The sequence below is a fragment of the Paenibacillus apiarius genome, assembly GCF_017052585.1.
GTDB classification, from domain to species: Bacteria; Bacillota; Bacilli; order Paenibacillales; family Paenibacillaceae; genus Paenibacillus_B; species Paenibacillus_B apiarius.
Genome location: NZ_JAFFHZ010000001.1, coordinates 5183786 through 5210346, shown reverse-complemented (window position 1 = coordinate 5210346; position 26561 = coordinate 5183786). Strand labels below are relative to the sequence as shown.

General features: G+C 47.9%; 25 protein-coding genes and 1 pseudogene. 2 read left to right on the top strand and 24 right to left on the bottom strand.

The window, feature by feature from the left end; translation table 11 throughout:
• Positions 1–61: 61 nt before the first annotated feature.
• The 6 genes from JSQ80_RS23080 to JSQ80_RS23055 all read right to left on the bottom strand — a co-directional run bounded on the left by JSQ80_RS23080 (position 62) and on the right by JSQ80_RS23055 (position 7400).
• Positions 62–724 (bottom strand): EAL domain-containing protein, encoded by a 663-nt coding sequence (locus JSQ80_RS23080; protein ID WP_206096847.1) that lies wholly within the window; start codon positions 722–724, stop codon positions 62–64.
• The gene (locus JSQ80_RS23075; RefSeq protein ID WP_206096846.1) at positions 714–3119 is read right to left on the bottom strand and encodes an L-type lectin-domain containing protein; all 2406 of its coding nucleotides are present in this window, start codon (positions 3117–3119) and stop codon (positions 714–716) included. Before JSQ80_RS23075 ends, JSQ80_RS23080 begins: the two co-directional genes overlap by 11 nt.
• Positions 3091–4152 carry a WxLIP family cell surface protein gene (locus tag JSQ80_RS23070; protein WP_206096845.1) on the bottom strand — a complete coding sequence of 354 codons (1062 nt, stop codon included), beginning with the start codon at positions 4150–4152 and terminating at the stop codon, positions 3091–3093. Before JSQ80_RS23070 ends, JSQ80_RS23075 begins: the two co-directional genes overlap by 29 nt.
• 105 nt (positions 4153–4257) lie before the next feature.
• Entirely contained in the window at positions 4258–4953 is a 696-nt protein-coding gene (locus tag JSQ80_RS23065; RefSeq protein ID WP_206096844.1) for a WxL domain-containing protein, read from the bottom strand.
• Between the two features lie 22 nt (positions 4954–4975).
• A complete protein-coding gene (locus JSQ80_RS23060; protein ID WP_206096843.1) occupies positions 4976–5653 on the bottom strand; it encodes a WxL domain-containing protein in 678 nt (225 codons plus the stop codon).
• Positions 5654–5975: 322 nt separating this feature from the next.
• A complete protein-coding gene (locus JSQ80_RS23055) occupies positions 5976–7400 on the bottom strand; it encodes a helix-turn-helix domain-containing protein (protein WP_206096842.1) in 1425 nt (474 codons plus the stop codon).
• 331 nt (positions 7401–7731) lie between these two features.
• Here JSQ80_RS23055 and JSQ80_RS23050 point away from each other — a divergent pair.
• A pseudogene (locus JSQ80_RS23050) lies at positions 7732–8169 on the top strand (GNAT family N-acetyltransferase).
• 425 nt (positions 8170–8594) lie between these two features.
• On the opposite strand, the gene JSQ80_RS29820 reads toward JSQ80_RS23050, so the two are convergent.
• From JSQ80_RS29820 to JSQ80_RS22965, 17 genes are all read right to left on the bottom strand, one after another.
• Complete coding sequence (locus JSQ80_RS29820) at positions 8595–8882, bottom strand: GNAT family N-acetyltransferase (protein WP_336245805.1); 288 nt, start codon at positions 8880–8882, stop codon at positions 8595–8597.
• Positions 8883–9068: 186 nt separating this feature from the next.
• Positions 9069–9710 (bottom strand): SMI1/KNR4 family protein, encoded by a 642-nt coding sequence (locus JSQ80_RS23040; RefSeq protein WP_206096841.1) that lies wholly within the window; start codon positions 9708–9710, stop codon positions 9069–9071.
• A gap of 97 nt (positions 9711–9807) precedes the next feature.
• Entirely contained in the window at positions 9808–10335 is a 528-nt protein-coding gene (locus JSQ80_RS23035) for a DUF6886 family protein (protein WP_206096840.1), read from the bottom strand.
• A 38-nt stretch (positions 10336–10373) separates the two neighbouring features.
• On the bottom strand, positions 10374–10922 hold the full coding sequence (locus JSQ80_RS23030) for a GNAT family N-acetyltransferase (protein WP_206096839.1): 549 nt from the start codon (positions 10920–10922) through the stop codon (positions 10374–10376).
• The gene (locus JSQ80_RS23025; RefSeq protein WP_206096838.1) at positions 10919–11116 is read right to left on the bottom strand and encodes a DUF4177 domain-containing protein; all 198 of its coding nucleotides are present in this window, start codon (positions 11114–11116) and stop codon (positions 10919–10921) included. Before JSQ80_RS23025 ends, JSQ80_RS23030 begins: the two co-directional genes overlap by 4 nt.
• Before the next feature lie 89 nt (positions 11117–11205).
• A complete protein-coding gene (locus JSQ80_RS23020) occupies positions 11206–11769 on the bottom strand; it encodes an AAA family ATPase (protein ID WP_206096837.1) in 564 nt (187 codons plus the stop codon).
• A 445-nt stretch (positions 11770–12214) separates the two neighbouring features.
• Positions 12215–13492: a Gfo/Idh/MocA family protein gene (locus JSQ80_RS23015; RefSeq protein ID WP_206096836.1), complete on the bottom strand. Its 1278-nt coding sequence runs from the start codon at positions 13490–13492 to the stop codon at positions 12215–12217.
• Between the two features lie 281 nt (positions 13493–13773).
• The gene (map, locus tag JSQ80_RS23010; RefSeq protein WP_206096835.1) at positions 13774–14520 is read right to left on the bottom strand and encodes a type I methionyl aminopeptidase; all 747 of its coding nucleotides are present in this window, start codon (positions 14518–14520) and stop codon (positions 13774–13776) included.
• A gap of 214 nt (positions 14521–14734) precedes the next feature.
• Entirely contained in the window at positions 14735–15034 is a 300-nt protein-coding gene (locus tag JSQ80_RS23005) for a 50S ribosomal protein L25 (protein WP_206096834.1), read from the bottom strand.
• A gap of 39 nt (positions 15035–15073) precedes the next feature.
• Complete coding sequence (locus JSQ80_RS23000; protein ID WP_206096833.1) at positions 15074–15280, bottom strand: sporulation protein Cse60; 207 nt, start codon at positions 15278–15280, stop codon at positions 15074–15076.
• A gap of 264 nt (positions 15281–15544) precedes the next feature.
• Complete coding sequence (locus JSQ80_RS22995) at positions 15545–17263, bottom strand: response regulator transcription factor (protein WP_206096832.1); 1719 nt, start codon at positions 17261–17263, stop codon at positions 15545–15547.
• A 13-nt stretch (positions 17264–17276) separates the two neighbouring features.
• Positions 17277–19007: a sensor histidine kinase gene (locus JSQ80_RS22990; RefSeq protein ID WP_206097703.1), complete on the bottom strand. Its 1731-nt coding sequence runs from the start codon at positions 19005–19007 to the stop codon at positions 17277–17279.
• A gap of 42 nt (positions 19008–19049) precedes the next feature.
• On the bottom strand, positions 19050–19928 hold the full coding sequence (locus JSQ80_RS22985) for a carbohydrate ABC transporter permease (protein WP_206096831.1): 879 nt from the start codon (positions 19926–19928) through the stop codon (positions 19050–19052).
• Between the two features lie 21 nt (positions 19929–19949).
• Positions 19950–20855, bottom strand: a complete 906-nt coding sequence (locus tag JSQ80_RS22980) for an ABC transporter permease (RefSeq protein WP_206096830.1) — start codon at positions 20853–20855, stop codon at positions 19950–19952.
• A 109-nt stretch (positions 20856–20964) separates the two neighbouring features.
• Positions 20965–22596, bottom strand: a complete 1632-nt coding sequence (locus JSQ80_RS22975; protein ID WP_206096829.1) for an extracellular solute-binding protein — start codon at positions 22594–22596, stop codon at positions 20965–20967.
• Positions 22597–22786: 190 nt separating this feature from the next.
• Complete coding sequence (fumC, locus tag JSQ80_RS22970) at positions 22787–24178, bottom strand: class II fumarate hydratase (protein ID WP_206096828.1); 1392 nt, start codon at positions 24176–24178, stop codon at positions 22787–22789.
• 31 nt (positions 24179–24209) lie between these two features.
• Positions 24210–24920 carry a Crp/Fnr family transcriptional regulator gene (locus JSQ80_RS22965; protein ID WP_206096827.1) on the bottom strand — a complete coding sequence of 237 codons (711 nt, stop codon included), beginning with the start codon at positions 24918–24920 and terminating at the stop codon, positions 24210–24212.
• Between the two features lie 338 nt (positions 24921–25258).
• On the opposite strand from JSQ80_RS22965, the gene JSQ80_RS22960 reads away from it, so the two are divergent.
• A complete protein-coding gene (locus JSQ80_RS22960; protein ID WP_206096826.1) occupies positions 25259–25408 on the top strand; it encodes a hypothetical protein in 150 nt (49 codons plus the stop codon).
• A 75-nt stretch (positions 25409–25483) separates the two neighbouring features.
• Here JSQ80_RS22960 and JSQ80_RS22955 read toward each other — a convergent pair whose 3' ends face one another.
• Complete coding sequence (locus tag JSQ80_RS22955; RefSeq protein ID WP_206096825.1) at positions 25484–26383, bottom strand: chitosanase; 900 nt, start codon at positions 26381–26383, stop codon at positions 25484–25486.
• Between the last annotated feature and the right edge of the window lie 178 nt (positions 26384–26561).

Below are 26561 nucleotides of genomic sequence, written 5' to 3'. Positions count from 1 at the left end.
ACCTCACGCTATGATGAACAAAAAAGCAGGCCAAAGCTTAGATTTGACCTGCTTGTACGGGTTATGACAAGAAAAATGACGTCTTGGGCTCCGAGATCCAATAGCCTTGAAATGCGTCTGCAATCCGTTGCATGCGCTGAAAGTGCGATTCTGACTCAACACCTTCAGCGATCACCTGAATCCCCATATCCTGAAAAGGCTGCATCAGTTTTTCTATACATTTCAGGACGCTGTCGTCTTCACAGGCATGCACGACTTCCTTGGCCAGCTTGATATACGTTGGTCCCAGCCGCAGAATAAAGGGAAGAGACATGTTTCCGAATCCAAAATCATCAATGGCAAACTGAACCCCTGCATCTGAGAGTCGGGCGATATGGCTTAGTGTCAATTGCTCATCTCTCAATGCTGCTTGTTCTGTTAATTCTATAACAAGCGGGAACTGGTTATTGAATGGCAAGTATTCCGGCAACGGATCGCTAGAGAACGGATGGGAATTGAGAAACAGTGGCAGGTTGCTCGTATATTTGCCCAAGGCTGCTATCTTGCATTGCAGATCAATCTCTTGGATGCGTTTGGCGTCTTTGGGTGAACAGGCGAGGAGCATGGCCAATGCCTTTTTAGAATCCTTTCCCCGAATGAAAGACTCGTAGCCGATGACTGATAACTGCTTATTAACGATAGGCTGGAACACCGGATATATGTGCAGCGTTTGTTTAAGGCGCATCAACCAGATTCCAACTAATCAGCCCCTTATAATTTCCTGCATAGGCATAAGGGTTGATTTTCAATAAAATTCCTTGATTCGTTTCCCAGTTAATCGATACCTCTTGTTGTTTCTGGGTAACCTTTCCAAAAACATACACAGCCATTCCCGGTTCCATCGTTGTTTCATTTCCATTCTCGTCAACAAATATCAATGCATCTTTCAACTCATTTCCTTTGTCATCCGTAAATGGTTCGGCCAAAGTCGCCGAGAGCCGCCATGAACTGCCTAGGCCACGGGTATCTTTCACGCGAATGTCCCAATCCTGATTTCGTTTTGACAAGGAAGGTTGACTTGATATTTTTGCATTTTCAAAGCTTATATTTTCTGCTGCACTAGTGAAAACTAATTTCCCCGTAACATTGGCCGTTACGATTTCAACATTTGACTTCCGGCCCGTATCATCTACGGCATAGACTTCGATTTGATACGTGCCCAATGGCAATTGAGCTGCCGGAATCGCGTATTGATAGGCAACTTCTTCCCCTTTGTTGGCGGAATTAGCCGCTTGAAGAGCGAAGTTCACTGGTACATTCCCGTTGATTGCATAATACAAATCAACGGCGTTGCTATCCAGGTCTATCCAATGTCCCGTAATGGTATATTCCGTGCCGGCATCAACGGGAATTACTTGCCCGGCATCCGTTAACGCCACAGTCGGCGGACTGCCGACAATGATCGTCAATGTGGCAAGTGAATAAGCTCCATCGGCATCTCTTGCGATGACTTGGAATTGATGTTCGCCTACTGTCAACTGAGCGCTCGCGATCCGGTAACTCCATGCCATCGGTTCTGCAGCTCCGCCATTGTCCAGCACTTCAGATGCCAGCAGTTTCCCATCTATGGAATAATATAGCATACTAGTGGAGTTGTCCATATCTTTCCACGTTCCTGTCGCTTCATAATCTTCACCGACCGCGATATGAACGGGCCCGGCTTCATTTATGGTCACTTCCGGCACCTGGTTAGATTGAATTAAAAAATCTAAGGGCGAAGTTTGGAGAATATGGTTGATTCCCGTAACAACGGCTTTTTCGGTAACCCGAGTTTGCTGTGCTACGTCATTCACTGTTACCTTGAACGAGATGATCTGTTCGTTATTATCGGCACTCATGTCCTGAAGAGGAACGGCTAACGTGTTCCCTGACCAATTGCTGTCAGCCAGAGGCGCCGTGCCGTTGCGATCGGTCAACGTTAATGAATTCGGAACATAGGCAACATGATCATTAATCGATGTCTGCGCGATTATATTTTTCCAATTTTGTTTGCCGGAAAGGTATTTCGCCGTGATGGTGTAGGTTAATTCCTCCCCCTTATAGACGGAGGCGCCTTGCTCGACAGCATAACCGCCTTTTCTCGTTATCGTTTCTGTTGCTTCTCCATTGACGAGTCCCGGCACGCTTTCGAATACAACCCGATTCTGTGCATATTTAGCTCCAGTTGAACCGGTAAATCCCCAATAGACTTGGTTCGCGCCGAAAACATCCTGGACATCAATCGGAATCGTAATCGGATTGGTGCCTTGCAAATGATAAGTCAACTGCTTATTAGCCGCGCTCCAATTGACTTCGAATTTGCGCCATGTATCATCCGATAATGTTCCGGTATATTGAAGGTCTTTATGATGCAATTGCCTTTTATAGACTAACCACTCAAAGAAGTCGTTGTACGAACTGCTTTTCCCCGGATAGTTCCATGCGACATGGTTACCATTAGCAGCAGCATAATCGAACCACCCATCACTGAGATTATTATTGATGTAGGTGTCGAACTCGATCGCCAGACTCTTTTGAATTCCATTATACGGACCGTTATGATCCCATGATGCCCACACCCCAAGACCGCCGCCCGCGTTAGGAGACAATGCGTTTGTGCCCATGGGATCATTATGCATAACAAATGCAATCCCATCCGCAGCGTTACCTCTGGCGTTGCCGAAATATACATGCATCGAGGCGTTAAAATCTTGCGTCAAGTCCATCAAATTGTTCGGGGTTGACCAGATCCCGCCCTTTTGCCATGTTGCATTCGGCGTAATTTCAACGATGGAATTATTAATAACGGAACTGTTCGAACCCGTCGGCGTCGCAAATATATTTTCCAGGGTAATGCTGGCCGGAGGAAGATTCGCACTGAGCGGCATCGCCATCCGATTATAGGTGGCATAAGTAACGTCAACAACGGAACTGTCGCTATCCGGCGGAGCCACAAACACATTATCCCATTGTATCCCGTCAGGAGGATCAGCAGTCGTAGCTTCTCCCCTGACAGGCGCCATCCATGCAAAGCTGGGAACCAGTATACACAAGATTAACAGCAGCACCAACTTAGGACGAGGAAATTTTGTGTTCATCATTTTCATTGGTTTCCCCTCTTTTTTTCTTTAGCAGCAAGATAATCATGATAACGAGTACTGCAATGATCGCACCCATTCCGAGGAAAAGTAACGTATTTTTATTATCAACGGCGGTTACTACGTCGGTTGTAACGGCGGATTCATTGATTTGCTTCGCATCTTCGCTTTTAATTTCGAACATTCTATCAAATTTCCAGGTTTGAATGCCGTCATTGGCCGTTACATATACATGATATTTGCCGGATTCAAGCCGTCTGCCCTCCCAACGAATCGGAAAATCAAAATTAGAATTCGGGGCCATGGACATTTGGCTTTTTTTCGTTTCGTACAGCGTTTCTTGTTTGCCTTCCTTCGTAATTCTGGCATCCACTTCCAAATTATTAACAATGACAGGTTCAATATTTTGCAGATTGGCGGTAACTGCCGGACGGTAGTTCATCAAGCCTGCCTGAACTTCATTTAGCTTCAGAGCCGGCTGTACCGTTTTTTCGTTTTCAGATAATTTGACGCCAATCACATAAGAAAACTCATTTTTTAATTGAATATTATTATTTCCTTCGGTTTTATCGGCTTGATTGATTTTGTAAATATAGAACCCGCCTAAAATGATTCCATCAAACGACTCCTGGGGCATTTGAATCGTAAACGGCACTTCCTTGGTTTCATTCCCTTGTAACGTGACTTTTTGTTTGGGAGAAATCAGATCCGTAAATGCATACTTCAATGAGCTGTCTTTTTCATATTCATGTTTGCTATAATCAATCACGCCGTTTTGATTCGTTATTGCGGTGTTGGGTTCAATCATTAACTTGATTTCTTCGGCCGAGCCGTTTTTCACGGTTAACGATATCGTTTGTTTTGAGCCGGGGCTCATTTTCAAGTCGAAATAGGTAAGATTTTTATTGATTTGATTTGCGGGAATATTGGCTTTGACCGAGTAATTCATTGTTCCCGCAACAGCCACTTCATTGCTTGCAAAGATTCCCAATCCTACCCATAATGCAGCTAACAGCATCAAAAAACTTTTTTTCATCCGTTATTCCCTTCCTCGCCCACATGGTAGGCATGCCCAACAATGCAACGTTGAACTTGGCTTGTGTAACCACGTCTAGAGCCAAGTTCAACGAACGAAGCGTTTTTAACTCGGCGCGTTAGACAATACCCATGTGATTACGGCACTGTAATCGGTAAGCGCATCCGCTGACCCCGCCAAAACCTGTAGCTGGACATTGCCATTGTTGCCATCTGTTCCTGAAAACACGTCGATCCACGTGCCACGGCCGGCGCCGTTCCCGGCAACCATCACCAATTGCGCATCCTTGTTATCGAAGACAACGTCATAGGCTGCAGGAGGAGCAGACACATTGCCGGACTGCGATTTTACTTGTCCGTTGCGGAATGATAACACGGCGCCTGCCAGCACTTTGCCGTCTCTGCTTTTGAATTCGGTAGCCCGCGCTTTCAGAGACCATCCTTCGCCGGTGCCGCGTTTATCTGTCACTTGTACAAACGGATTTTTATTTTTGGCATAATATGCAATGGTCCCGCTTCCGATTTTTTGGGTTCCGAATTGAATATTGGAGACATAGTCAAGCGTCAATGCGCCGCTGTTTCCCGTGCCTCCATTCCCCGAATCTTCAGGATCAACAGGTGTGCCCGGGCTAGGATTATCTGGATCTTCAGGATCTACCGGGTTCGTCTGCCCGTCATCTGCAGTAAAACGAATAGAGTTGGTAGAAGTTGCCACATCAGTGTCAGCCGCCTTGACCGAATAGCTTAATGGCGATGTCCCGGCCAGAATGATTCCTAATGCCAGTACCTTAATGACCTTCATCTATTTGTCCTCCCGAATCTCATTATTGCGGCGCGTCCAGCAGACTCCAGGATAATGTGGATTCATAGTCGCCAGTCAAGTTACCGGCAGGAACTTGAATGGTGACTTGGCTTGCGTCGAATTTATCGACCCATGTTCCCAAGCCCGTGTTTGCTGTCGCAACCATCAGGTTCTGCGGAGCGGTTATATCCGAATCCGTGCTTAATTGCACTTTTTTCGCCGTTGGGGCTGTGGATACATTCGCGTCAGTCGTACCTAACGTGCCGACAGGAAGCGTTACAACCGCGCCTTTCAGCACTTTTGTGCCATCCGTTTTATCTTTGAATGGCGTGGCCGATACTTGCAACGTCCAGCCTGCCCCCGTACCGCGAATATCCGTGACTTGCACATTCGGATTAGTAGTCGTTGTTGTGTAGGTTACATCTCCGCCTGATAATTTGTGGGAAGCAAAAAGCAGTGGCGCAACATTGTCAATCGTCAACGGCCCTGAAGTTCCCGTTTCCCCGCCCGGCACACTTGGGTCGATCGGCGGAGTTATGGTGTCTCCTGGCGTTATCGTAATACTGCCTTGAGAAGTGGCACTTGAAGCTTTCGCACTTGAAGCTTCCGCGCTTGCCGCGGTGGGAGTCGCGGCGGGAGTCGCAAACAACAGAATAGCCGATAATAATAGGATGCCTTTTAGATCTTTTTTCATATTCATTTCTCCATTACTCCTTTTATTTTTTAATGTCAGCTGCCTGAAAAAGAATCCAAGGCACAGATCATTTTATGTACGCTCTTCCCATTCATCACTTCCTTCATACTGAAGATATAGACTTGAATATATATTAGAGTAACATTAGGGCTTTAACTTCCTCATTTTTTCCCTTGCGAAGAGTTACAAAGGGTAACAAAGTACTAGAAAATGATATCTGTTTCAAATAAAGAGACAGTATAATGTATCTACCTTCATACTGGTGCCAATAGTCGTACTGGACCACAAAAAAAAGGATACTATACAGTATCCCGTTCACATGACCAAGCTATAGTTTTAGTGTATCTTTGATCATATTTATTTCATATTTGGAGAGCAATGGACTCACTTGGATGGCAGGTATATCATTTGCAATGAGAGCATAGTAATGTTGATGTGTTGTAATAATTGCATCTACACCCTTATGAGAAGCGAGACTGGCCATCTCATGGGCTTGATTTGTTGTAATGATATTAATTGGTCTGTTTATGTGATCCATCAGCTTCAACTTAACATATCTCATTACGCCGAGATCACAAATATACAATAAGACAGTTTTTTCTTTTTGCTGCAAATGATGCCCTTTCCTGCTGGCACTGAAGTACATCGTAAGATCTGCAATGTCATCATCCCTGATCGAGTCTGCATACTTGCAATAGAGTTGAACGGCTTCATGAATATAGTGGAAGAGATAAGCTTTTCTATTTTTAATGATCTCTTTGTGTTGATTTACATAGCTGTGCACCCGAGTTACCCATCTTACTTTCGCATGTATGCAATATTCGTGAACTTGTTGCACTAAGATAGGATCCTTTGTAAACGGCAATTGGGTCTGCTCTTCTACATATCGTATCGCTTCCATTACAGATTCTAATTGATGTTGTCCGATAGCTTGATTGAGACTTTTGCAATTCTTTTGTGCAATTCTGGGTGCTCCAAGGATCAGCGCCGCTCCATAACGTAGTTCAGTGGGTGTAACTTTAATGTGCAATGACGCAAGATAGCTTTCTATAAGCGGGAGAAGCCAGTCAATTGAATCCCCCAATTCAACAAGAATGGCAGGATAAACAAACTCTGTGATATGCTTTTTTTTAACGATCCGGCTCTGCCAGATGGACAATACGATCGGCAGTTGTATATAAGCGGTGTCCGAGAAAGTAAAATCGCCTTCACTTTCAATTCTTTTCATAAATGAATGCATGGATTGTAAAGCTTGTTTTTGCATCCAATCCGTACCGTTTTTACTTAAGTAATATTCATAATAAAACTGGCGTAAATGAAACTCCTCTCCATTGATTTTAATCGGCTTCATGTCTAATCGCAGATGGTATTTTTTCAAATCTTTCCTTACTATTTTTAATAATTTACTGATTGTGCTTACACTATAAAATAGCGCGCGGCTGACTTCGATTAAGGAACAGCCTGATTCATTCTGAATAAGAAATGCCATCAAATTTTGCAGTTTGTCCGTTTCATTGATTACATGTTCAAAAGCCAAATTCAATTGATTATCGGGACGATGCAGATAAACACCTTTCCCTCTTTGGCTTATGATAAACCAATTCTCCGGTAAGAAAGACTTCAAAAGTTCCAGATCTTTTCTGATTGTCTTGGCGGAGCAATCCATCATCACAGCTAATTCTTGAGTAGTTATCCACTTTTCATGATCTGCTAAATTTTGGTATAACTTGATTAATCTGTTTGGAGTTTTCACAAGCCTAGCCCCCTGATAAAAATCTCTCTGGATACTTATAAAGCAAAAAGGTACTCCGAGCAACAAAAATTTTATTGTAGTTATCGTTTACCCAAGCGTACGTGCTTGCTTCTTCCATTGATTCAGGAACGTCGGAGCCTGGAAAATAACAATGTAATTAAATTTTGAATTTTCTATACACAAAACAGTATATTAATACTTAAAAACTTTGATTATATCATACTCTCATTAGTTTTAAAGTCAATATTCCACCAGTATTTGCTTTGTGAGTGAAACAACAGAGAACACAGAGGTTGGAGGTTTCCAACCTCCTTCGAGTGAAATCTGAATGATACAAATCAAAAAACCAAGCATGATGGAATTGGAACAAATTATGACGCTTTCTCCGCAAGCCATATTCGAGGGCACGCTGGGCAGAGCAAAACCGTCTCATGAAAAAATCAAAAAAACTGGTGGATCCAATCTTGGAAAAGGGCGGTTATTACTTAATAGCGACGGAGGATGACCAGTTGAAGGGCTGGATTTTAATTGGAGCAAGCAAGACCAATTCACCGACAGCGCGACTGGCTTTATCTATGAGTTATATGTATTGCAGCCATTCCGGGGTCAAGGAATTTCTAAGCGATTAATGAAAAGTGCCATAGATGAGTTCAAGCTTGGAGGCTATCCTGAAGTTCGCCTAAGCGCCTTCGCAGGCAATCATGCCATACATCTCTATGAAAAGATGGGGTTTGCACTGCGGAACATTACGATGAGCCTGCCTTTGTGACAGCTGGTTGCAAAGTGAGCGTAAAATAGTCCCCTCCTACTAATAGGACGGGGACTCAGACATTCTGCTTATTCTGGACACCGCAAACCCTCTTAAGGTTGATAGCAAGAAGCGAAATCGTTTTCAACGATAATATTCCGTTTCTCCTTCGCTTCGAATGCGTGGACTGCAATGGTGCAGTTGTTTTTATGAAATATCGGGTTTTTCGGCGTTTGAACTGCAAATATACATTTAAAAACAAAGTAATTTCCATTATTTATGTATTTTAACGAAAGTGAGATGTACTTTTGCAGTCCAGCATCATAAAAGTCGGACAATCGGAGCAAACAAGTGCACGCTTACAGTTGGAGGACAACCAAGAACCATATCGAGGGGCACTTCAGTTTACCGTTAAACCATTGACGTTCCATCCAAAGTGCCTATTTTTAAACAACGGTTACACTCATTACTGGAAAACGACGATCAGGAAAAACAGTTGATGGTGTTTCACCAATTCTTTTTGCCCCCATCTTTACATAAAACGCTTCTGCATTCGGATCGCTATCTAGTGTAAACTCTTCGATATTTAACTGTTTGGCTTTGCTTAGCAGGTCTAACCAAAGTAAGTTTCCTAACCCTTTGCCTATATGCTCTGGATCAATAAATAGGGCTTCCAGCTTCTTTTCATTTAAGGTAATACTATAAATTGCAATTATCTTGTTGTTTTTCTCCAATACTTAAACAGGATTCATCTCCATATATTGTACGGTAACCGTCAGATCATCCTTGCACTTATCAAGAAATTCTTTTGAATATCCCCAATAAGCTTTTGATCTATAAGCTAGTTCACTAAGCGTATTACTATCTTCATTCGTTGCTCTTCTTATCATCATGCAATCCCTCGCCGCCGCCCAAATAGATTAGTCCACTTGTTCTTCTGTATCCCGCATCAAGCATAGCGTCAAGATCATTTCACGGAATGATGCAAAGATGTCATTCACGTGCGGCAGCACATTCTCCCGCACCCGCGAGCCTTCTTCCCCCAGCTCATGCAAATAATCGTGCAGAATCCAAATGACGGGACAATCGCCGTCTTCATCCATTCTCCGCGTGTCGAAGCAGACAGGACCTTGACTGTCTTCACATTCCGTAAAAGGAACATAGCCTGCCGCAATCAATGGTTCCCAAGCCTGAAGCAGAAACCGGTAATTGGACAACCTGTCCTCCGACGACATCGCAGGCATTTCAATGAACTGGCAATCGCCTTTATATCCGTCCCCTTCCTTCATGTTATTGAAGTGCAGATCGATATAATGATACGTTTGGAGCAGTGCCTTTAATAGCGGCGGAAAAGTGACCGCGAACTCGGCTTCCAATTCCCGTATTTCCTCATCGGCAATCGTGGAGGGGATGCATTTCCACTTGACCCAGCCCTCTTCGTCTACTTCACCGGCTCTCATATCATCCGGCACATTTTCCTCCACACTCATAAACGCAAATGGATCCACATTCCCCAGATATAAGTCCAAGTGTTCCTTTATCAGTGCCCTTTCTTCCTTCATTTACTGCAGTCCCTTCCATTTATTGCGAGTGCTCGAATCATCATTCAGCTTCATTCGCTCTCGTGTTGCTCTACACGACTCGCTAGACATTCCAATATCATTGAGTTGAGCCAGCTTGCGCTGCATGCTTGAATCGAATAATGGAAAAATCCAGCGTGGAAGCGGCAACGCTATCCCGAATGGGATGCAAATCCGGGGTGAACCGCAATTCTACATGTTGACTCGTTATCCGCTCAAGCAAATCGCCGACGGGCTCGACCTGTATAGGGGCGACCACCTCCGTGGACACATAATATCCGGCTGTTTTGGCTTCTTCGAACAATTGAAACGTCTCCGCGGGAAACGTATACACATATAGCTTCGTATTGCGGATTCGCTCCAGCCACCGATTTTCGACGGCGATAATTTTGTCTACAGTCGTATTCGCGAAGAAGAGATTGCGATCTTCTTCTGTCGTCCACGACGCTTTCCAATAGATGACCCGGGGACAGTCTCTTGGGAAAAAGTAATGCACGGCGTTAGCCTCGTCAATCGCGAATACCATAGGCGGATATTGCGGAAACGAAGCCGGCGGCCGCGGCTTGAATATTTTGATATCCGGTTCCTCGCTGAAATGATAGAACATACGTCCTCCTGTTCACGTTGTATGGCATGCCGACATTTTCATGCAAGCTTTGCTTCGTATTCAATGAGCCAGCAATCCCGCATTTCACCTTCGTGATATTCATGCTGCGGCAGCAACTTGACCTTATGAAATCCGCACTTCTCATACACTTTAAGCGCGCGCTCATTCCACGTTTGCGGATCCATGACGATTTTGCCCGCCTGATGTTCCGTTAAGAGATAACGTGCCATGGCTTGAACCAGCCCGGTGCCGATCCCTTTGTTCCAATACTCCGTTGCCCCGATAAATTGATCCATTCCAAAAATACGTCCCGCAAATCCTTCATAGCCATACTCCCGAAGCTCATCTTCCGCGAGCGTGTAATATTGAATGTACCCGATGGCCGTATCACCGTATTCCACGATGCAAGGAGTAATGTCTCCAGAGCGCCCATAGAAATGCTTCCGGACCATCGCGAGATCATGCGCCCGATCCCGGCCTTCATAATAACGCAGCACTTCCGGATCCGACAGCCACGTGACTAGCAGGGGAGCGTCGCTGTCACGGAGCAGTCTGACATGGAGCTTATCGGCAGTGAACAGCGTCACATTTTCTTCCTCCTTTTGAATACCGAGATGACATCCGTCGTCTGGCCCGAGAGACTCGTATCGAAGCAGGATACCAACTCCCAGCCATCCAAGCCAAGCTGATTCAGCTCCTCTTCGAACGCTTTTTCGTCTACCTTGCCGCCGAGAAAGCCTCCTGCCTTAATTTTCAGTGTCTTGTATTCCCATTGTTCCACTGCCATTCATCCTTTCCTTAACGATGCTTATTACGAATAAGCCTCTAAGCATCTATTTATCACTATTCCAAAAGGGAACTACTATAAGGCTACGGCAAAACTAGCGCCTCTGTCCATGCCCTCCGCCATATTTCATCAACCGTTTCCTCCGGAGTCAGATCGGAAGAGTCGAGCCACATGCCGACTCGCGGCGTTTCATTACGAAGAGTATAATCCAGCTCCGATACCGTCCATATACCGTAGCCCTGCTTGTTCCGGGCCGCTTCGCGGGCCGCTACAATGTCTGCGCGCGGACAGAGCACGATCATATAAAGAGGGCGGGTAGTGACGAATTCAAGGAATGTGTTGACTTCGGCCCCCACAATTACATCCTGCACGACCGTGTTGAACCCGGCTTCCACATACGCATCCGAAGCGGCTGCCGCCAAGCGGTACCGCAAATGCAACTGCCGAACCGCTTCTGCAGAAGCATCGGGCAGCATCTCCTCGCGTCCGCTCACAATCATGCGGCGGAATGCGTCACCGCGCAGATGAACTCCTCTCGTGAATCGTTCCGCCAATAGCTGCGCGACCGTTGATTTTCCAGATGCCATAATCCCCGTAATGAGAATGAGGCTCGGACTATCTTGAACATTAGGTTGATTTGGTTTCATAACATGACCTCCCAGTACTCGAATGAGCTGTTCCCCTCCCAAGACGCGCTGCTGCCATTCCTCAATCGCTTTGCTCAATAGCCGAATGCGTAATGTAGTAACTTTCTTCATCTCTAGGCAAATTCCTTTATGCTTGCATTGCCAATCGGAATGGGGTTATCACGCGCTTGCCGATCAGGGAGCGCCACATGTAAATTAAATTGGTCATTATTCCATCTGCACGATGGTGCTGGACATAGCGTGGGGGAAGTGATGAGGAGGAGATAGCGCTAACTCTTCTTCGAGCTACGATCAGCAAACCGCCTGACGTCCCTGCCCGGATAGAGGTAAGCTATCTCCGCGTTCCTGATGCCAAAGCCTGAAGCGGGCGATTTATCGCAGGCGACGGTTCGCGTGAGCAACTCCACTTCTCCAGGCTTCAAAAACAACTCCAATTCCAATGCCATTAACATGAACCAACCGCTTCACAGCCGGAAAACCGTCTGTAACGCTGCGTAATTTCCGATATCTCTATCGGCTTGCCATGATGCAACCTGGATTCCTCTGCGGCAAAGGACATCATATGGCTCTGCACCGAACCGCGCAACGAAGCTTGCGCATACGGATCATTCGGGTATTTGACCAGATGGCAGAACTCGCTCAGCATAATGCTGCAACCCTCGCTTCCTCCATCATGCACCTTTATTTCTTGAGAACGGTTGCTTGCAAAATCAAAGACCGTAAATGATTGCTGCTGCATGTTCCCTCGAATTTCACCGCGTGTACCCGAAATCTGCACCGAACGCGAGCTATCATGGGTAAAAGCCGACAAGGTGAACGAGGCCGTCGCTCCATTTTCGAATTCCATATTGACCACTTGGTGATCGACGACATCATTGTCACATCGGTAGACACAGCGTCCATATGGCGTATGGCCCACCGTTTCGCGAATGCTTTCATCCGATAGATCCGTCGAGAAATGAAGCGCGCGCCGGCGTCCTTCTCCCAAATAGTAACGCAGGTCGGAATAACAGCAGTCCTCGACATGCGGACAACCGTCTGTGCAATGCTCGGTTGCCCCCTCCGGCATATTTTCCTTCTTGAATTGAAAGAGAGAGCCGAATGAAGTTAACCGCTTGCAATCTTGAGCCATCAGCCACAAAATCATATCTAAATCGTGGCACGACTTCGCAAGTATGATCGGGCTGGAATGCTCGGCGCTGCGCCAGTTGCCGCGCACATAGCTGTGTGCCATATGGGCGAAGCCCACATTTTCGTTTAATTGGATATTTACGACCTTGCCGATATCGCCCCGATCAATAATCTGCTTAATCGTGGACCAGAACGGCGTATAGCGGAGAACGTAGCATATCGTTAAAATACGGCGGTGCCGCAGCGCAGCCTCCTCGATCTCCACGCACTCGATCGGCGATGGCGAGATTGGCTTTTCAAGCAAGACATGGTACCCTTTTTCAAGCGCTGTCATCGCAGCGTCGTAATGCATCCGATCCTGTGTGCAAATGAATACGGCATCCGCAAAGCGCGGCTGTTGAAATACTTCTTTCCAGTCCGCATATGCATGTTCGCCCGGAATATTGTACTCCCGCGCGAATGAAGCCCGTCTTTCCCCATCCGGTTCGGCAACGGCTACAAACTGCAGCTCTTCCGGGTATTGCAATGCATGCTTCGCGTACACTTCCGCCCCGCGCACCCCGGCTCCCAGCAAGATTGCCTTCACACTCATATCCTCGACACCTCTTTATCTGCTTCTCTCTTGGTTGAATCAAAATGCAAAAATCGAATTCGACACACCTTGATCGAGAACACCTGATTGGTATATTGCCATTATACCCATTGTCGCTTGCAATTCATTGGATTATCTTACTTGATTTTTGGATTTCCTTCTTCATTTGCAGGATTGGGATAAGCGGCTCAACAAAAATGCGCTCCCGCCACGGAACACCGTTCTAGGGAGCGCATGGTTCATGCAAAGCTTGTTGTTCAATATAATAGATTATCTGCCTTCTACAGCTTAGTTAAAATGAGCGGACCATCCTCTGTAATGGCAAGCGTATGCTCGTATTGAGCAGACAGGCTGCCGTCCGCCGTTCGAGCGGTCCAGCCGTCGCTGTCCAGCTTCACTTGATACGCTCCCGTGTTCAGCATCGGTTCAATCGTAATGACCATGCCCTCCTTCAATCTTACACCGCGATTGCGAATGCCGTAATGAGGGACTTGCGGCTCCTCGTGCATGCTTTTTCCGATGCCATGTCCGATGAAGTCTCTTACGACAGAATAGCCGAGCGGCTCGGCGTGATGTTGAATGGCGTAACCGATGTCACCGATCCGGTTGCCTACAACGGCCTGCTCGATACCCAGGTAAAGGCATTCTTCCGTCACCTTCAGCAATCGGTCGGCCTCTTCCGACACCTCGCCTACCCGATAGCTCCATGCCGAGTCGGACAGTGCCCCATTGAGATTGACGACCATATCAATCGTAACGATATCCCCTTCCTTCAGGGGCTCCTTGTTCGGGAACCCATGGCAGATAACGTCATTGACGGACGCGCAAGTCGCGAAAGGATAACCGTGATAGCCTTTTTGTTCAGGTGTCGCGCCATGCTGCTCCAGATATTTCTCAACGAATTGATCGATGTCATGTGTGGTCACGCCGGGTTTGATCAAGTTTTTAATTTCTGCGTGGCATTGGGCCAGCAGTTGTCCGGATTTCTGCATTTCCATAATCTCTTGCTTGCTCTTCAAAATAATCATGCTACACCTCGATTGTTTCCTATTTACGTTATATATCATATTTTACATCAAAATGGTTTGCCATTCGGCATTCTTATAAAACTTTTTTGCAATTTCCATACGTGAAGCTGAACCGCAACTCAAAAAGAAGCCAGAGGCATTGTTCCCCTGACTTCTTCTTTCCATATAGTAAGGTTTATGATTGCTCCCCGATTATCATGAGCATGTTCTGCCTCTAGGCAGTGGCAGCCACGCCGTCCGCAAGCAGATCGACATGGATAATTTCATTCGTAACCGGATGGCGCTGAATGGCCTTCACTTCTACGGACACGCTGTCCGCCCCGTCAATGCTCAGCTCCAGCTTTTTGCTAAGTCCGTCTCTGACCCATTTTGTAAATTCCTTCGTGTCGATATGAATCATGGTGCTCGTTCCCTTATCGAGAATAACGCACGGGGTTCTGCCCTCGCTGCGCAGCTCCCGCAAGGCGGAGCGCTTCTCATTCGTTCTGGTTGCCGCTGCAAAAATAGGTGTCATATCAATTAACTCCTTTATGTCATCAATGGATTGCCCTCACTAGGGCTCATGCATGCCAGTATGGTCGTTGGTGCGATAAATGACCAATATGCAACTTCTTTGCTCGGATATATCGCGATTCGAGCGATATCCGGCCGAATACTTAATTTCAATGACTTGCTCGTCTTGTAGCGTGGCCAAAAATTCATTGGCCTTCTTCTCCGCCGAAGCGGTGCCTAAATCTAAAAACTCCTTCACCTGAATCATTGCATCATTCCTTCCTCAGTTGACCATTAAATGTAAAAAGTCACAAATATGCACGAAGGCATCTCGCCCTGTATGGGGCGAAATGCCTCGTTGTTCATACTGTATCAAGATAGGAACTCGTTGTCAATCTTCCCTGATGTATCCATAAATAGTAAATGAATAAGAGAATAGGCCTGAGGGCATGAACGTGTCTCCTTGCCAGCACATTGGATTCTGTCCAATTGAAGCGGCTCAAATCTCGCCAGTGCTAGGTTTCATTGGCATTCATCCAGTAGATTGACGCTGCATCCGGTATTCTTGCGGAGTCGTTTGATTTTGCTTTTTGAAAAACCGGATAAATGCCAGCGCAGAATTATAGCCTAGCGCAGCGGCGATTTCATTGACCTTCATGGAACTGTTCAGCAGCCACTTCTTGGCTTGCAAGTTCCGATAATCGTTAATATAGTCGGATAGCCCGATCCCCGTCATTTGCTTATACAGCCTGGAAAAATAAGATGGATTCAACCCGACATAATCTGCGATGGCGCACAACGAAATATCGGTTGACACATTTTCCTCGATGTAGCGGTGCACTTTTTGGACCCATTCAACCGGCATCCGTTCCCCTTGCGCAGCCTGCCCTTCGAACAAGCAATCGGCCATCTCCAGAAAGTACTGCTTCAAATCCTGCCAAGATACCGAATCGTCTCTGTGGTATAGGAGAGTCAGGTCAAGGGACTTGATTACCTTCTGCTTGAACGCTTCATTTTGGCTTAAGAACGACAGGAAAATGGCCGCCAAGGAGTGATACAGCTCCATTTTTCGTTCATAGGCGCGGGAATCCTCGCTCCATATTTTCGTTAGATGAAGGTACAGCTTGCAAAATTCCTCCCGATGGTTGTTCTCCAGGCATTTCAAGAGCAGCTGAATGCGGGTCTGGTGAAAAAAATCGTTGGCGGCTCCTTCTGTTGCGCTCTCTTGCAGCTGCAAGATGTCAGAGTCGGTCACAATGACTTCGTTGGATAGGCCAAGTCCATAGACGAAACAATATTTCAGCATATGAAAACGATCGGAAACCGAGTGCCACTCCGTCGGCGCGCTGCTCAGCGCAAAGGATACGGTCACCTGCAGCAGCTGCTTGCAGGTCCGTTGAATCGTGTCCAGCGTGCCGCTTAAGCACGAGTACAATTTTCTCCATGCGGCAGAAGCAGAAGCGGGTCCGCCTGACGTTCGCATCCCGCAGGATGCAAACGGCTCCGCGGCAAGACTTGCTGCCGCGAGCTCTTGCGGCTGGATGAGCCAGACAATTTTGGAGGTGTCGTATACGCATGAATAACAACGCACATACGGGGTTACATATTCCTCGGTAATATTTTGCACCCCATAAATAAGCAGCGCCTTATCCGGCGTCGTGAACGTGTCTTTCCACGCGTCCACTCGCCCGAGCAGCAGCAGCACCGGCAGGTCCGCGCGCAATGGAATATCAAAATCCTGCAAATGCCGCGCCAACTCGCCCGCCGTCTCCTGCTTGCCTTGCAGAAGCTCCCAAGCGTATTCCTTCTGCAGCAAAGGCAGCGCCTGCCGCATACGGTTATTGGCCCGTTCAACCATTAGGCGCTGATCGCCTTCTTCCTCCAGCTTCGCGATCGCCCGTTCGACAGAGCGAATGATTTTCTGATCGCTCTCCACTTTCAAGATGTAATCGAATCCGCCGTAAGTGATGACGCTCTGAATATAATGAAAATCATTGTACCCGGTCAAAAAGATGACCTTGCAGGCCGGCCACTGGGCCTTGATTGCTTGCAGCAATTCAATGCCCTCCAGCCCCGGCATCTTGATGTCGGAGATGACGATATCAACGCTGGAATTCCGCAACACCTCCAGCGCCTCTTCGCCGGAATACGCTTTCATAATATCGAGCTCCAAATGCTCCGTCTGTTCGAACAGTTCAAGCAGGCCATCTACAATAATAGGCAGATCGTCGACGATAAGCAGCCGATACATGCAGGTTCCTCCTTTACTTCATGCCGAGATGTATATGCACGCTGAGTCCGCCAAGCTCGGAACGAGCTACCTCAATTCCGTGATCCGTTCCATAACGGAGTTGAATCCGCCGATGCACATTGATGAGTCCCGTCGTTTCGTCGATATGCTCCGCGGAATGCCTTAACCGGCTGCGCAGCCGCTCCAAATCTTCATCGCTGATGCTGTTACCGTTATCTTCCACGATAATAACATACCCTTTCTCCTTCTGTTCGCTATGCACCCACAATTCGCCGGCAGACAGCATGTTGCCGAGCGCATGCTTATACGCATTCTCAATAATGGGCTGCAGAATAAGGCGCGGAACGAAAATGTGCGGGGTCTCTACTTCGAACCAGACGCGAATGCGATCTCCGTAACAGATCGACTGCATATCCACGTACGTGCGGGAATGCTTCACTTCCAGCTCAAGCGGTATCTCGTCTTCATCGTCCCTTGTAATAAATTGGAAATACTCGCCTATGTACAAGCAAAATTGATAGGCCTTCTCCTTATGCTCAGACTTGATTAACCGGCACAGCACAAAAAAACAGTTATATAAAAAGTGAGGATTGATTTGCGATTGCAGCCGTTTCAGCTCGGACCTCTGGTTGCGGATCTGTTGCTCGTAATTTTGCTCAATCAACGTCTTCAGCGATTGGATCGTGTCATTAAAGGCTTGATATAGATAACCGAACTCATCAGGCCCGCGATCGATCGGTATGGGCTGCAGATTGAACCGCTGCACTCTTTTAAACGAATGGATCAGCCGCATTAACGGACGGTAGATGAGCTTGAACAACGAATACGAGAAGAAAAGCCCGACGCAGATCGCGAGGGCGCACGCCCACCAAAACCATTGCCGGTACGTCTGAAGCGGCCCCAAAATGGTGGATGCCGGAATCGAGGTGATCGAGTACGAATTCCATAGCGGAGAGTATTTATACACGGTCAAATAGCTCTCGCTGCCATGCCGCACCATTTCGTAGCCTTCGTCCATTCCTGCGCGCCGCTTCTCCCGCGCAAAAGCTTCTATCTGCTCCAGCAATTCCGAATTTCCATTGCTCTGAATATCCCAGCCGCGGTCTACATTCAGCAGCACGCTTGTTCCGCCCAGCGATCCGGCGATCTGGTCAAGCGCCTCCTTGATTTTGGGCAAGGACATTTCCACACTGACGGCATACAGCGGCTCCTTGAAGGAATTCGCTGGATACTGCATGCTGATGAACAAGCGGTTCTGCCAATAAATGAACGGTTCGTCATCCTTCTTGGCACTGAGCTGCATAGCCTTATATTCTGGCTCGTCGACTGCCGTCTCATATTGCAGACTGAGAATGGTTCGTTGGAGCAGCGGAATGTAGGCTCTCGCTTCCCTGATGAACGGACTCGAATTTTTCATTAAATCGAGCCGCTGTTGGATGGCCAATATTTTCTGCGCCCGTTCGTAATCGGTCATGTCGCTGCCCGTCGCTGCCAGTTCCAGTAAATCTCCGTCCATGACATAGTTGGGCAAATACCGCACGATGCGCTCCGCTTCCTTCTCGAGCGAATCGAGATAGAAGCGGGTCGTGTTCATAGTCGATCGCGATATTTCCATCTGGATGCTTTCTGCCCCCTTGTGGTTAATCAGCCACGTAATCGCAATGAGCGGAAGCAGCACCGTCATGAAGGCGGCCATCATTTTCATGAAGATGGAGGAGTTTTTCAAGCGGAATAACAGCTTCATCATTTGTTCTCCCTATTCCATGGTAGATAAAAATATGAACTATTATTCTTTGACGCTCCCCATCACAATTCCTTTAATGAAAAATTTCTGCAGAAACGGATAGACGATCAAAATTGGAAAGGCTGCCACAAAAATTTGCGCCGCTTTGCTGGTTCGATCGGACAGCTGAATCATCAGTTCCGCATCCTGCGACTTCAGAAACCGGAAGTCCAGATTAATAATGATCGTCTGCAGAAATGTTTGCAGCGGGTATTTATCGGGATGGTTCATCAGTATCATCCCGTCGAACCAGCTGTTCCAATGCCCGACCATTGTAAAGAGACCGGTTGTCGCCAATGCCGGGAGGGACAAGGGCACATATATTTTCCATAGCGTCGTGAAATGTCCGGCTCCGTCGATCCTGGACGATTCCTCCAGTTCCTTCGGCAGATTGCGGTAGAAATTGAGCAGCAAAATGATATTGAACACCTGCACGGCACCCGGCAACACCAATGCCCACAGCGAGTCGATAAGACCAATCGTCTTGATCGTCATGTACCAAGGAATCAATCCGCCATTGAACAGAATCGTAAATACAAATATCCATACATATGCCGTGCGCAGCCGGAATTGCCTCGAATCCCGCGATAGCGGGTAGGCCGTCAGTATCGTGAGGAACATACTGAGGGAGGTGCCGAGCAAGACACGCTGCAAAGATACCCAGAAGGCGCGCAAATATTCTGGCTTGCCAAATACGTTCTGATAAGCCGCCGTTGAGAATTCGACCGGCCATAGCAGCACTTTGCCGGCCGATGCCGCCGCGCCGGAACTGAACGAGATGGCTAATATATGGATGATTGGCATCAAGCACAGACACGAAATCGCCGCAAGAAACACGAAGTTGCAGCCTAGAAACAGTCGTCGGCCCAGTGTCTTTTTCATAAGTATGCCCGTTCCCCTTTGCTAGAAAATACGATAATTCGCGAAACGATAGGCCAATACATAGGAAATGGAAATCAAGACAAACGAAACGATTGACTTCAACAGCCCTACTGCCGTCGCGAACCCGAATTGAGATTGCTCGATACCCATGCGGTACACAAAGGTGTCGATAATATCCCCGCTCTCATATACTTGCGGACTATATAAGTTGAATATTTGATCGAAACCCGCATTCAGCACGTTGCCGATATTCAAGGTGAGCATCAGCACGATGATCGGCATCATCCCCGGCAAGGTCACGTAGAGCGTCTGCTTCCAACGCCCGGCTCCGTCGATTTCCGCCGCTTCGTAAAGCGATGGGTTAATGTTGGTAAGCGCAGCCAAGTATATGATTGTGCCGAATCCGAATTCCTTCCATATATCAGAGATGACCATGACATAAGGGAACCAGTTATTGTCACCCAGAAAAAAAATCGGGTCGACGCCGAGCAGCCCCAGAGCCTTATTTAAAATACCTGAAGAGGGGGATAAAACATCGATTAATATTCCGCTGAGCAGCACCCAGGACAAGAAATGCGGCAAATAGACCAACGTTTGGAAGGTCCGTTTAATCCATTCTTTCCGTAGTTCATTCAATAAAATCGCTATCGTGATCGGCACGGCCAAGCCGGCGACGATTTTCATGACGGCAATGTAGACGGTGTTGAAAAATATCCGTCCCAGGTCCGGATAATCAATAAGGAATTGAAAATTTTTCATGCCGACAAAGGGGGAACCCAGGACGCCTTTCGTAGGTATATATTTCTGGAACGCCATAATAATGCCTACCATCGGAATGTAGCTGAAGATGAGAATGAACACCAATCCGGGAATGAGCATGACATGAAGCGGCCATTCCCTTTTCCACATGCGAGCTAATTGATTCATATGCACCACCTGCTTGAAGTCAAAATAGGGAAAAAGGGGAACCGAATCGCGTTCCGATTCCCCGCATGGAACGATGCCGCAATGACTTTGATGTATTGCGCATGCGCTGTTATTTGTTTTTGGCGTACCACTCGTTCACTTCTTCGGTAATCTCGTCTCCGCCAAGCTTTTTCCAATCGGCGACGAATTTATCGAACTCGTCAACCGATACTTGATTCATGATGATTTTGACGAATACCTCGTCCCGCTTTCTATTCAGTATTTCGTTTTTTTCCACCATCGTCGGCGTCGGAGCGCCATAGAACTTGTTTTGATTGAATAGATTATGTTCCTTCATATACGGAATGATTGACAGTGATCCTTTCGGTCCGGATATGAGGTACTCCCACCACATCGAGAGGTCGCCTTCCACATATTTCATCGCGCGCCCATATCTTGTCTTGTGCTCCTTCGTCTGCAACAGACTCTCATCCTTATCCGCGATCGCCTTTGGCAGCACTACACCGTTGTCATTCGTCTGGTTGTAGACCGTGAGCGGGTTCAGCAGCCAGTAATTGCTCGACTTCTCCACGCGATCCTTTCCGAACTCGTACACTTTATCCTCTTCCGTTGGATGGTTGTCAACCACGATCCACTGGTTCAACAGCTTAATGACCGCCTCAGGGTTTTTGGCCTTCTTGGACACGACGTAGTATCCGCTGGCGCCCAACCCGATTTGCGTGGATGCCAGCTTCTCATCGATAGAAGGAAGTGGATATACGCTCCATTCCTGAACCGCTTTCCCGTCCTTCACCGCGCCTTGAACCAGTTGAGCGGGCGTCCATTCTGCGCCGTAGAGCACGCCAATGCTGTCGCCAAAGATCATTTCAGATGCCTTCTGCGTATCCTTGACGGCAAATTCGGGATCGATCAGACCCTTTTTGAACATCTCCTGCAGTGTGCGCAATGCTTCCTTCATCTCTGGTTGAATGTCGCTATTTATCAGTTTGCCGGAACCATCATCGATCCATTGATCCAAATAGGCGTGAAAACCGTTCAAGAAGCCGACTAGTCCGGTTGCGCCGTCATCCAGTTTCTTATTCAACGCCAAGCCATAGGACTTGCCCGTCCCCCCTGGGTCCTTCGTTGCGAACGCTTCCATAATGGTCAACAAATCCTGCATCGTCTTTGGTTCAGGCAAGTTGAGCTTCTTCAACCAATCGGAGCGCACCCACAGGAACTGAGCGGTATAAGGATTGCCCGTCTGCGGAATGGCCATCAGCTTGCCGTCAAACGTAGCGGACTTCATCTGAGTTCCGCCGTCCATCATCATGAACTTTTTCGTTTCCGGTGTTGCCGTCTGTTCATATACATCGGTCAGATCCATAATCATATCCGCTTCGATTAGCTGCTGCAGCTGAGAAGCTTCGACCGGGAAGAAGTCAGGGATATCATTGGAGGCGATCGCCATCTTTAACTTCTCCTTGAACTGGCTGCCGTCCGCGATCCATTTGTTCGTAATTCTGACCCCTGCGTCTTTCTCGTAAGCATCGTATACCGAGTTGTTGTCAAAATCTTCTCCTTTATCGAACTTCAAATATGGATCGCTGGCACGAACCGTCGAAACTTCCAATACGCCATTCGCCTCGGTGGCCGGTGATCCTTCCGGCTTCTGTGCCTCCTCTTGCTTCCCGCATGCAGTAGCGGCAATGAGGCCGATGATGAGCGCGACGACCAAACTGATTTTCTGTTTTCTTTTCAAGTTCGACCCTCCCAGTAATTGAAAGTAAGCAGTACTATCATAGCTTCATTATAAGAACTGCCTAGCGGCGATTTCTATATACCGGTCTTTACATCCATATACAACTGTTGCGGAAGCGGCTGCAAAGCCTGATTGAACATAAAAAAAGCGATTGTTTGCTTATATCGCAAACAATCGCTATATGTCGCGGTCACGCTTCTGTCGGCTCAATCATCTGCTCAGGCCGGACGATGCGGTCGAATTGCTCTTCGGTCAAGAGCTTGCTCTGCAGCGCCGCTTCCTTGAGCGTGATTCCTTCCCGATGGGCCAGCTTCGCCACCGCAGCCGCATTTTCATAGCCGATGTGCGGATTCAATGCGGTGACGAGCATGAGTGATTTATCGAGATTGCTCTGAATCGCGGCCCGATTCGGCTCGATGCCTGCCGCGCAATGGGCATGGAAGGAGCGCATCGCATCGGCGAGCAGCCGCGCCGATTGCAGGAAATTGTAGATAATGACCGGCTTGAACACGTTCAGCTCGAAATTGCCCTGACTGGCCGCAAAGCCGATCGCCGCGTCATTGCCCATCACTTGACAGACGACCATCGTCAGCGCCTCGCTCTGCGTCGGATTCACCTTGCCCGGCATAATGGAGCTTCCCGGCTCATTGGCCGGGATCGCAATTTCGCCAATGCCGCAGCGCGGCCCGCTCGCCAGCCATCTCACGTCATTGGCGATCTTCATGAGATCGGCCGCCAGCGCCTTCAAGGCCCCATGCGCATGCACGAGCTCATCATGACTCGTCAGAGCGTGGAATTTGTTGACGGCGGAGGTGAACGTCTTGCCGGTATGCTTGCCAATCTCCGCCGCTGTCAGCTCCCCGAATTTCGGATGGGCATTGATCCCGGTCCCGACCGCCGTTCCGCCAATCGCTAATTCCTGCAAATATTCCGCGCTTTGCTTCACCATGCGTTCCGTTTTATCCAGCATGCGGGCCCACCCGCTGATTTCCTGCCCGAGCGTCAACGGCGTCGCATCCTGCAGATGGGTTCTGCCGATTTTGATGATGTCCTGGAACTCCTCGCTCTTGGCCTGCAGCGTGCCCTTCAATTCGCTCAATGCCGGCAGCAGCTCGTCTTCTAACGCAAGAAGAGCGGCGACATGCATTGCCGTCGGGAACGTATCGTTCGAGCTCTGCGAACGGTTCACATCGTCATTCGGATGAATGCGCAAGCCGCTTCCGCGCTGCTGCAACCATTGATTGGCGCGATTGGCTATCACCTCGTTGACGTTCATGTTCGTCTGCGTGCCGCTCCCTGTCTGCCAGACGACGAGCGGAAAATGATCATCTAGCTCGCCCCGGATAATCTCCTCTGCGGCCGCAACGATCGCATCCGCTTTTTCCGCCTCCAGCTTGCCGAGCGAACGGTTCGCCAGCGCCGCGCTTTTCTTCAGGATGGCGAATACGCGGATGAGCGGCAGCGGCATCCGTTCCGTGCCAATACGGAAATTTTCATAGCTGCGTTGGGTTTGAGCCGCCCACAGCCTGTCAGCGGGTACCTTCACTTCACCTAACGTATCGTGCTCGATTCGGTAATCCATCGCGATTCCTCCTCATTTCGTATCCGTCAGTTCAATTGCCTGCTTCGTGCAGCATTTGCCGCAGCCTTTCTGTTCGAATCATAAGGTGCCCTTCGTTGCTGGTCACGACCTCATGCTTTTTCAATTCGTTCAGGCACCGGTTGACCGTTTCCCGCGTCGTGCCCACCATGCCGGCCAGCTCTTGATTGGTAAGCCGCGTATCGAATTTATTCCATCCCCCCTCGCAAGCGGAACTATGGGTGCTGCTTAAACGGATGAGCGATGCCATGACTTGACGCTTCAACGTATAGCATGACTTTTCCTCCAGCCGGGTCTGCAGATCGATAATCTTATCCGTCAGCAATTGAAACATTTTCGTCGTCATGTCTGAATTATGTATCAAGATCTCCTCGAACGGCTTCAGCGCAGTGACCAGACACAGACTTTCGGTTTCGGCTGCCGCATTGGCGGTGTAGCTTCCCTGGCGGAAAAATCCTTCATGCGGGAACATATCCCCGTCCGCTGCTATATAAAAAGTTTGCTCCTTGCCCTCTTTGCTAATCCGGTAAATGCGAATTCTGCCGTTAATAACAAAGTATATATGATCCATAGGTTCGTATTGACAGAATAATTGGGAATTGCGCTTATATGCTCGCAATGTTGAAACATTGGCCACCGCTTCCAGCTCCCAATCTTTAAAATACTGGAACAGGGCTATGGATTTCAAGACCTGCGTAATTGGCTCGGACGTCGTAGTAACCATAGCAGTTCTCCACCCTCCTATTATGATATATATCATGATGTAAGCAAAGCGTGATTGCCTCGCTCGCTAGAACCGTATCAGCTTTCCTTATTATAACACAATTTATTGATAGTGATAATCATTATCAATAAAATTAAAGCTTGCGCCTGCCTTTTTTCTGCTGCCGGTAACTTGGACGGAAGCGCGGCGCCGGGATTGGACTCCATTGTCACAAATGGATGGCTTCTCTCGTTATATAGGGGGCTGAAAGATTCAGAAATGGACTTGGAACAGTGTGAGTTTTAAATAGAAAGGAAAGGGAACGCGATGGAGAAGTGGAACGAGCTTTTTAGGAAGACGTGCCTACGATTCTAAGCCTGCTGTCCGAAGATGCCATCCTCAACGGCGCCGCGATTGAAACGGTCATCATCTTTCACACGGAGCGGGGAATTGTCCGGCAGCTCTATTTCGTCCGTAATCCCGATAAGCTGGCACGCATCCGCCAGTAACTGCGGCATTGGCCATTTCAGATACGGCAAAATCCCGCGTCCGACGCAATGCCGGACGCGGGATTTTGCCGTTGCTTACTTCATTTTCCAACTGGTGACTTTAACAATCGCGTCGTCGGCGTTCTTCAGGTCCGCCTTCCCCATATCCCAAAGTTGGCTCCATTGCTTCACACGGTTCTTGCCATTGGGCGGTTGGTTGTAGTCATTGGTATCCACGATTAGAGTGCGTTGAGCGTAAAATTTCTTCATGAAAGTCTTCTCGTCGGTACTTTTACCTGAGCGGGACAGAACACCCTCGAGAGTGCCGGAATCACCGGTAGCGCCCTGATTCAATGCTGTATCGACAAAGGAGCCGATAGTCAGAGCGGAATTGAAGCCGCGCTGGCTCGCTTGCTGGACGCTGTATTTGATGTATACTTTGTAGAAAGTCTGCCAGATCGCCTCTCTCCAAGCGTCATTGTTTTGCAGTTTTTTGATTTTTCCGCAGAACACTTTTTCGCTATCCTTTATTTTCAAGATCGAACCTTTCATCGACCCGTTAACGCCTATGCGTTCTAGACCGCCTTCAACCGAAGGCTTGCCCGCTCCGCTGGCAGCGTCGAATTCCTTGAACAGAGCCGGGCCATCCGGATGTTTGTCGTTGGATCCCCCTGTCGTCGCTCCGAATATGCCGATGGTATAGCCGCGGTCATCGCCAATGTCCTCGCAGTAACCATAGTACTTGGTCCAATCGAGCGAGTCCTGCTCGGGTTTGTTGACGAGCTTCATAATATTGTCCCACTGCTCGCCATCGAGACCCGTATTGGCACGCAGGAACTTAAGTGTCTCCGGTGAAAAATTTTTGTCGTGAGGGGTTGCGGCATAAGCCTTCGATTGAAGCAGAGCACTTATCCCGGACAATGAAGCAAGAAGAATAAAAGAAAGCAGAACAATCAATAATTTCGTCATTTTTTTGGCTGGTTTAGCATTTGTCATACCAAGAATTCCTCCTAAATAATAGGATCATCGCGAAGCTTCGTCTCCTTTCCACATAGATAGACAAATGAATCAGTGTGAATGTTAACTGCAGCTAAGCGTATGGCATGCCACCCTGCATCTCATGAAACTACGGCGGAATTAATTCGGATCTTAAAAATACCAGCAAGAAATAAGA

Coding starts and splice junctions, on each gene's coding strand:
- JSQ80_RS23080 (WP_206096847.1), bottom strand. CDS start 724: ATGCGCCTTAAACAAACGCTGCACATATATCCGGTGTTCCAGCCTATC.
- JSQ80_RS23075 (WP_206096846.1), bottom strand. CDS start 3,119: ATGATGAACACAAAATTTCCTCGTCCTAAGTTGGTGCTGCTGTTAATC.
- JSQ80_RS23070 (WP_206096845.1), bottom strand. CDS start 4,152: ATGAAAAAAAGTTTTTTGATGCTGTTAGCTGCATTATGGGTAGGATTG.
- JSQ80_RS23065 (WP_206096844.1), bottom strand. CDS start 4,953: ATGAAGGTCATTAAGGTACTGGCATTAGGAATCATTCTGGCCGGGACA.
- JSQ80_RS23060 (WP_206096843.1), bottom strand. CDS start 5,653: ATGAATATGAAAAAAGATCTAAAAGGCATCCTATTATTATCGGCTATT.
- JSQ80_RS23040 (WP_206096841.1), bottom strand. CDS start 9,710: ATGAAGGAAGAAAGGGCACTGATAAAGGAACACTTGGACTTATATCTG.
- JSQ80_RS23035 (WP_206096840.1), bottom strand. CDS start 10,335: ATGTTCTATCATTTCAGCGAGGAACCGGATATCAAAATATTCAAGCCG.
- JSQ80_RS23020 (WP_206096837.1), bottom strand. CDS start 11,769: ATGAAACCAAATCAACCTAATGTTCAAGATAGTCCGAGCCTCATTCTC.
- JSQ80_RS23015 (WP_206096836.1), bottom strand. CDS start 13,492: ATGAGTGTGAAGGCAATCTTGCTGGGAGCCGGGGTGCGCGGGGCGGAA.
- map (WP_206096835.1), bottom strand. CDS start 14,520: ATGATTATTTTGAAGAGCAAGCAAGAGATTATGGAAATGCAGAAATCC.
- JSQ80_RS23005 (WP_206096834.1), bottom strand. CDS start 15,034: ATGACACCTATTTTTGCAGCGGCAACCAGAACGAATGAGAAGCGCTCC.
- JSQ80_RS23000 (WP_206096833.1), bottom strand. CDS start 15,280: ATGATTCAGGTGAAGGAGTTTTTAGATTTAGGCACCGCTTCGGCGGAG.
- JSQ80_RS22995 (WP_206096832.1), bottom strand. CDS start 17,263: ATGTATCGGCTGCTTATCGTCGACGATCTGCCTATTATTGTAGATGGC.
- JSQ80_RS22990 (WP_206097703.1), bottom strand. CDS start 19,007: ATGAAGCTGTTATTCCGCTTGAAAAACTCCTCCATCTTCATGAAAATG.
- JSQ80_RS22985 (WP_206096831.1), bottom strand. CDS start 19,928: ATGAAAAAGACACTGGGCCGACGACTGTTTCTAGGCTGCAACTTCGTG.
- JSQ80_RS22980 (WP_206096830.1), bottom strand. CDS start 20,855: ATGAATCAATTAGCTCGCATGTGGAAAAGGGAATGGCCGCTTCATGTC.
- fumC (WP_206096828.1), bottom strand. CDS start 24,178: ATGGATTACCGAATCGAGCACGATACGTTAGGTGAAGTGAAGGTACCC.
- JSQ80_RS22965 (WP_206096827.1), bottom strand. CDS start 24,920: ATGGTTACTACGACGTCCGAGCCAATTACGCAGGTCTTGAAATCCATA.
- JSQ80_RS22955 (WP_206096825.1), bottom strand. CDS start 26,383: ATGACAAATGCTAAACCAGCCAAAAAAATGACGAAATTATTGATTGTT.